The organism is Mesorhizobium sp. M4B.F.Ca.ET.017.02.2.1 (assembly GCF_003998955.1).
GTDB lineage: Bacteria > Pseudomonadota > Alphaproteobacteria > Rhizobiales > Rhizobiaceae > Mesorhizobium > Mesorhizobium abyssinicae.
Map to the genome: position 1 here is coordinate 1 of NZ_RZOF01000358.1, position 6,345 is coordinate 6,345.

General features: G+C 63.4%; 6 protein-coding genes and 2 pseudogenes. 5 read left to right on the top strand and 3 right to left on the bottom strand.

Going from position 1 to position 6,345, the window contains the following annotated elements; genetic code table 11:
* The 3 genes and pseudogenes from EN738_RS28965 to EN738_RS28975 all read left to right on the top strand — a co-directional run.
* A pseudogene (locus EN738_RS28965) lies at positions 1 to 535 on the top strand (hypothetical protein); the annotation flags it as partial.
* A gap of 55 nt (positions 536 to 590) precedes the next feature.
* Positions 591 to 1,019 carry a nuclear transport factor 2 family protein gene (locus tag EN738_RS28970; RefSeq protein WP_127286641.1) on the top strand — a complete coding sequence of 143 codons (429 nt, stop codon included), beginning with the start codon at positions 591 to 593 and terminating at the stop codon, positions 1,017 to 1,019.
* Positions 1,020 to 1,245: 226 nt separating this feature from the next.
* Positions 1,246 to 1,878 (top strand): LysE family translocator, encoded by a 633-nt coding sequence (locus EN738_RS28975; RefSeq protein ID WP_127286642.1) that lies wholly within the window; start codon positions 1,246 to 1,248, stop codon positions 1,876 to 1,878.
* 163 nt (positions 1,879 to 2,041) lie between these two features.
* Here the strand turns inward: EN738_RS28975 and EN738_RS28980 are convergent, their stop codons facing one another.
* A complete protein-coding gene (locus EN738_RS28980; protein WP_127286643.1) occupies positions 2,042 to 2,746 on the bottom strand; it encodes a glutathione S-transferase family protein in 705 nt (234 codons plus the stop codon).
* A gap of 115 nt (positions 2,747 to 2,861) precedes the next feature.
* Between EN738_RS28980 and EN738_RS28985 the strand changes: the two genes are divergently transcribed.
* Together EN738_RS28985 and EN738_RS28990 are read left to right on the top strand one after the other, a co-directional pair.
* Positions 2,862 to 3,215, top strand: a complete 354-nt coding sequence (locus tag EN738_RS28985; RefSeq protein ID WP_127286644.1) for a helix-turn-helix domain-containing protein — start codon at positions 2,862 to 2,864, stop codon at positions 3,213 to 3,215.
* 67 nt (positions 3,216 to 3,282) lie between these two features.
* A complete protein-coding gene (locus tag EN738_RS28990; protein ID WP_127286645.1) occupies positions 3,283 to 3,798 on the top strand; it encodes a CAP domain-containing protein in 516 nt (171 codons plus the stop codon).
* Between the two features lie 7 nt (positions 3,799 to 3,805).
* On the opposite strand, the gene EN738_RS28995 is transcribed toward EN738_RS28990, so the two are convergent.
* Positions 3,806 to 6,106, bottom strand: a complete 2,301-nt coding sequence (locus EN738_RS28995; RefSeq protein WP_245494802.1) for an EAL domain-containing protein — start codon at positions 6,104 to 6,106, stop codon at positions 3,806 to 3,808.
* A gap of 3 nt (positions 6,107 to 6,109) precedes the next feature.
* A pseudogene (locus EN738_RS36495) lies at positions 6,110 to 6,271 on the bottom strand (hypothetical protein); the annotation flags it as partial.
* Between the last annotated feature and the right edge of the window lie 74 nt (positions 6,272 to 6,345).

The window sequence follows — 6,345 nt, forward strand, 5'->3', positions numbered from 1 at the left end:
CTGGCGCACCGTGTCGAGCACCGAGCCCTTCACCGAAGGGCGGCTGGAGAGCGAGCGCGGCAACGACAAGGTCGTCATCGTGCTCACCGACGGCGAGAACACCTATTCGACGGTCAGCAGCGACCCGGCCGGCAACAAGTCGACCTATGCCGCATATGGCTACACCGGCCTCGCCTATTACGGCACCGCCGTGACCCGGCTGTTCACCGGCACATCGAACGCCATCGGCCAGTTCAACTATTCGTCCAGCAACTACACCGCCGCGCTCAACGAGCAGATGGCGAGCCTGTGCGACAACGCCAAGGCGGCCAACATCATGGTCATGACCGTCGCGCTCGACATGTCCGCGACCGATGCCGGCGACAAGAAGGCGATGGACGCGCTGAAGGCCTGCTCTTCCGACTCGCGCTTCCGCAAGGATCCGACCGATCCCAGCAAGCCGGCCAAGCTGTTCTGGAACGCGACGGGCGCCACGCTGTCCGACAATTTCAAGGAAATCGCCAACGAACTGTCGAATTTGCGGGTGGTGGGGTAAGGCACAGGGGCTGGTTTTCGGATAGTATCCCTTCCCGTCATCTGAGGATGCTGAGATGCTGTCCGACCTCGCGAAACTCATCGAGCAGGATCATTTAGCCGTGGATGCCTTCGTCAAGGGCGATCCTGAGCCTTTGAAGAGTCTCTACCCACAACGGGATGACGTGGTCATTGCCAATCCTTTCGGCCCGCCGGCCAAAGGATGGAAGAATGCCGCCGAAACGATGGACCGTGCCGCCACCAACTACCGGGACGGAGAGGTTGTCGGCTTTGAGCGCATTTCCGAGTACGCAACGACGGATTTGGGTTACATCATTGAGATCGAGCGAGTCCGATCCAAGGTCGGCGGCAGCGACACGCTGGTGCCGATCGCGCTTCGAACCACCACTATATTTCGGAGAGAGGAAGGCATGTGGAAGATCGTCCTTCGCCATGCCGATCCTATAACCTCGCCTCGCCCGGCGGCTTCGGTCGTCGGTGAGTAGAAGGCTGCCAAAGCCTTGGAGATGAGTGCTTCCGTTTGAGACTGCGCAGCGCACGTCCATATGGACGTTGCCGCGAAGGCATGCCGAGATTGCCCACCACCTGCGGCATGCCCACCCTGGCGCAATGGCCGGCGCCGGCAAGCCCTTGTGGGCGTTCGCGGCAAAAGGCACAAGTCGGTGCGCGCCGGCATCGAATCGCCCCTGCCGCAGGCGCTGGAGTCAAGCAATGCCCGACGTCGCCAACCATCTGACCTTCGCGCTGGTCTGCCTCGGCATGGTGCTGACGCCGGGGCCGAACATGATCTACCTGATCTCGCGTTCGCTGTCGCAAGGGCCGAAGGCCGGGCTGATCTCGCTCGGCGGCGTCGCCTGCGGCTTCCTGTTCTACGTGGTCTCGGCGGCCTTCGGCATCACCGCGCTGCTGCTTGCCGTGCCCTTCGCCTATGACGTGCTGCGCATTTCCGGCGCGCTCTATCTTCTGTGGCTCGCCTGGCAAGCGGTGAGGCCCGGCGGGCGCTCGCCGTTCCACGTCCGCGAGATGCCGAAGGACGGGCCGCGCAAGCTGTTCGCCATGGGGCTCATGACCAATCTGCTCAACCCCAAGGTGGCGGTGCTCTACCTTTCGCTGCTGCCGCAATTCATCAACCCGGCCAAGGGCCATGTGCTGTCGCAACTGCTGGTGCTTGGCGTCACCCAGATCTCGATCAGTCTCACCGTCAACGCCATCATCGCGGTGACCGCCGGTTCGATCGCGACCTTCCTTGCCGGACGGCCGTTGTGGATGGTCGTTCAGCGCTGGATGATGGGCACGGTGCTGGCGGCGCTGGCGCTGAGGATGGCGACCGAGGCGCAGCGCTGACGGCGAAAGTATCCAGCCGTTCGGCGCCGCCAAGTTACACGGCCTCCAGCATGGAGGACGACTACCTTTCAGGCACCTTTCGTCCTGGCTCTGGTGAAATAGGTCCTATTCGGGCGGCGCCAGCCACGCTGGCGCCGCCCGTTGACCAAAGGCGCGTCGTGTATCAGGCCGCGAAGCGGTCGATCACCTCGGCCAGCGGGACATGCCCCAGGCAGGCGCCCGAGCCGACAGGCATTTCGCCATTCTCGACGGCAAGCGCGTAGCGCACCTCTGGCACGGCCTCGATGCGGCGGCGCAGGGCGGCAAGCCTGGGGTAATCGGCGCCCTCGATGGCCTGGTGAAATTCGGCCCAACGCGCCACGCCGATCAGCGTGGTATCGGCCAGCGTCAGCCGGTCCCCGGCCAGGAACTCGGTTCCGTTGATCATCTCCTCAAGCTGGTCGTGACGCTCGGCGACGGCCTTGCGGCCGAAGTCGCGCAAGGTCGCCTGCAGCACCGGATCCGGCGACGCCATTTCCAACGCCGCCCAGAGCGGCATGAAAGCGGCGGTGAAGCCGGTGTTCACGAAAGCCACCAGCTGGTGCATCCGATCGGCTTCCGGCGTGCGCGGATCGAAGCTGATGCGGCGCTGCGTATCGCGGGCTTCGAGCCATGCGGCGATCGCCATGGTCTCGGTCAGCACCTTGCCCTCGCCCGTGATCAGCACCGGCGTTTCCTGCCGGTCGTTGATACCGGCATAGCCTTCGTTCTTCATGTCGGCCAGCATGTCCACCCGGCACAGCCGGTAGGGCAGCCCGAGGCGTTCGAAGGCAGCGACGAGCCCCATCGAGCTTCCCGCCGGGAAGCCGTAAAGGAGGATAGGTTCCATGTGTTGTCTCTTCCATGTTCGAGGGTCACGCCGCGCAGCGAAACTTGACCCTAAACACCGGTCGCCCCATGTAAATTACGCACTATTCTGTAACCACGCGTCCAGGTCCCTCCCCATGAAAGATGTCGTCTCGCGCTGCCCGATCGAAGAGACCATGCGCGTGCTCAGCGGCCGCTGGCCGACCTTGCTGCTCTACTATCTGAAGGACGGCACCAAACGCTTCAGCGAACTCAGGCGCGACAATCCGACCGTTTCGCACCGCATCCTGGCGCTGGAACTGCGCAAGCTGGAGGACGCCGGCATTGTGCGGCGGACCGCGCATCAAGGCTACCCGCTGCGCGTCGACTACGACCTCACGGCACCCGGCCGCCAGCTCGTGCCGCTGATCGATGCGCTCGGCGCCTGGTGGGTGCACACGGCCGGCGATCGGACCGGCGGCTCGGAAGCAAATCTCGAAACCGCAGCCTAGGGCCGTCTGCCGAGATTTTCGCCGCCCTGCCCGGCAAAAGCCATGATCACCATTATTTCAGGCGGGCATGACCGTTGCGCGACTCGAAAACCACCCGATCCCGAACCCGAACAGGCGCCTGCTGCTGAAGGGTGCGGCTCTTGCCGCGCTGGCGGGCCTTGCCGCCTGCTCCACCACCGTGCTGCCGACCGGCGAAGGTGCAGGCGTCTCCTCCTCCGCCACGACGACGCTCGCCGGCATCCGGTCCACCGCCGGGCTGCCGGCGCTGGTTCCGGACACGCAGCTCGAGCAGGCAGCCTTGCAGCAAGCCGGCTACATGGCGTCACGTGCCCGGATGAGCCACACCACCGGCTGGGGCAAGGATTTCGCCTCGCGCATGAAGGACAATGGCGTGCGCGGCGCCGCAGGCGAGAACATCGCCCAGGGCCGCTTCGATCTGCAGAAGCTGTTCGACATCTGGATGCATTCGGACGGCCACCTCCGCAACATGCTCGACCCGGACTTCTCCCGCTTCGGCCTCGCCTATGTGCGCGACGGCCGCGATCCGAGCCTGCGCTACTGGAGCCTCGTGCTCGGGAGATAGGCCTCGCCTATCCCTGTTTTGTCGTCAGGGTTCCCGACGCCGGAACGCCTTGGCCGTCATCCGCCACGCTCGCCGTGTGGAGCAGTTTCTCGATGCCCTGGGCCGAGACCGGCTTGCTGAAATGATAGCCTTGCATTTCATCGCAATTGTTCTTGCGCAGGAAGGCCACCTGGTCGTCCGTCTCGACGCCCTCGGCAATGACCCTCAGATGCAGATTCTGACCCAGTGAAATCACGGCGCTGGCGACAGCCTGATCGTTCTCGTCGGCGGCGAGATCCTTGATGAATGACTTGTCGATCTTCAGCCGCGCCACGGGAAAGGTCTTGAGCGCGCTGAGGCTGGAATAGCCTGTTCCGAAATCGTCGATCGATATCTGAACCCCCAGGCTCTGCAAGGCGCCCATCGTCGCGACCGCCAATTCGACGTCCTGCATGATAAGGCTCTCGGTTACCTCGAGCTCGAGATATCTGGCCTCCAGGCCGCTGTCCGTCAGCGCGTTCACGACACGGCCAATCAGGTTCGGTTCCCTGAACTGCCGCGCCGAGACGTTTACGCAGACCGTCAGGGGCGGCAGACCGGCATCCTGCCAGGCCTTGTTCTGCCGACAGGCTTCGTGCAGGACCCAGTCGCCGATCGGCACGATCAGCCCGGTCTCCTCGGCGGTCGGAATGAACGTGTCCGGCGCCACCATGCCTCGTGTCGGATGCTTCCAGCGCAGCAAGGCTTCGACTGCAAAGACCTCTCCTGAGCGAAGATCGACCTGCGGCTGGTAGAGCAGAATGAACTCCGAGCGCGCCAGGGCATTTCGCAATTCCTCCTGAAGCAGGAATTTCTCATGCGCCCTGGTGTTGAACTCGGGAGCGTAGAACTGGAAATTGTCGCGGCCGAATTCCTTCGCGCGGTACATTGCGGCATCGGCGTTGGCCAGCAGCTGATCCGGACTCGTCCCATCCTTGGGATAGTTGGCGATGCCGATGCTGGCCGTCGCCCTCAGCCGATGCCTTCCCAGATGAACCGGCTCCGCGATCGCCGCCCGGATCTTTTGCAGGGTCTCCGAGATCAGATCGACGTTCGTCGGCTGGTCGAACAGGACTATGACGAACTCGTCGCCGCCAAGCCGCACGACGGTGTCGGTCGGCCTTACGCAGTCTACCATGCGGTTGGCAACGGTCTTCAGCAGCACGTCGCCGGCATTGTGGCCGAGCGTATCGTTGACGAGTTTGAAATTGTCGAGGTCGATGAACACCACCGTCACCCAGCGATCGTATCGCTGCGCATAGAGCAGAGCCTGCGAGAGCCGGTCCTCGAGCAGAGCGCGATTTGGAAGCCCTGTCAGCACATCATGGTTGGCCATGAAATGAATCTGGTCTTCAGCCAGTTTGCGCTCGATGGCGATGCCTGCAATCCGCGTCGTGAAGTCGATCAGCCGCGTTTCGGCCTCGGTCGGTTCGCGCACCGTCATCGAATACATCGCAAAGACGCCGAGCACGGCGCCTTGATGCGACAGGATCGGGGTCGACCAGCAGGAACGATAGCCGAAGGGCGCCACCACCTGGCGGTATTCTTCCCAAAGCGGGTCCTGCATGATGTCCGCGACGATGACCGGCTCCCGCCGGTAGACGGCGGTGCCGCAGGATCCAACCTTGGGGCCGATGGCGATCCCGTCGATGGCAGCGGTATATTCCTTCGCCAGGCTCGGCGCGCCGCCGTGCCGCAAATGGCTGCCGTCCTTGTCCAGCAGCAGGACGGAACCGAAGATCCCGGTCAGCTGCGACTCGACGAGGCGCATCAGACGGTCGAGCACGTCTTCGAGCAAAGCGCTCATCGCGATCATTTCCAGGATGTGCGCCTGCCCCTCGCGAAGGACGTCCGCCTGCTTGCGTGCGGTTACATCGTGAGCGATGCCGACCAGACCGATGATGTCATTGTGGGCATTGCGCAACGGCACCTTTGTCGATGACACCCACTTGCCGGCGCCCGACGCGTCGACAATGAACTCTTCCTTGTCGATCATGGGTTGGCCGCTGCTGAGCACGTTCTGCTCCACCGCGCGAAATTTCTGCGCAAGTTCCGGGGCATGGAGATCAAAATCGGTCAAGCCGATCATGTCACTCGTCTTCCCCCGCCCGCTGTCGACCGCAAGCGCCCTGTTGGCCACGACGAAGCGGCTCTCCGTGTCCTTGACCCAGAGATAATCGGGCACCCAGTCGATCAGCGTTTGCAACGAGATGCGCTCGTCGACGATCTGTCGGTTGGCAACGAGCGCGGTAATGTCCTCATGCGTGGCCACCCAGCTGCCGTCGGCCATGGGCTGATGGCAGACCTGAACCGTCCGACCGTCGGCGAGGTTGGCGGTCCATACCCTTGGAGCCATGCCAGAATTGACGGAGCGGGCCAATGCAAGATAGGCGTCGGCATCGGTTACAGATGTCCCGGCGGCGACGCGATGTTCGACGATTTCCCGGAGCGTCACACCCGGCTGCAATTGCTCTGGCGCAATGTGGTAGATTTCAGCGTAGCGGCGGGTGTACAGGAACAACCCCTTGG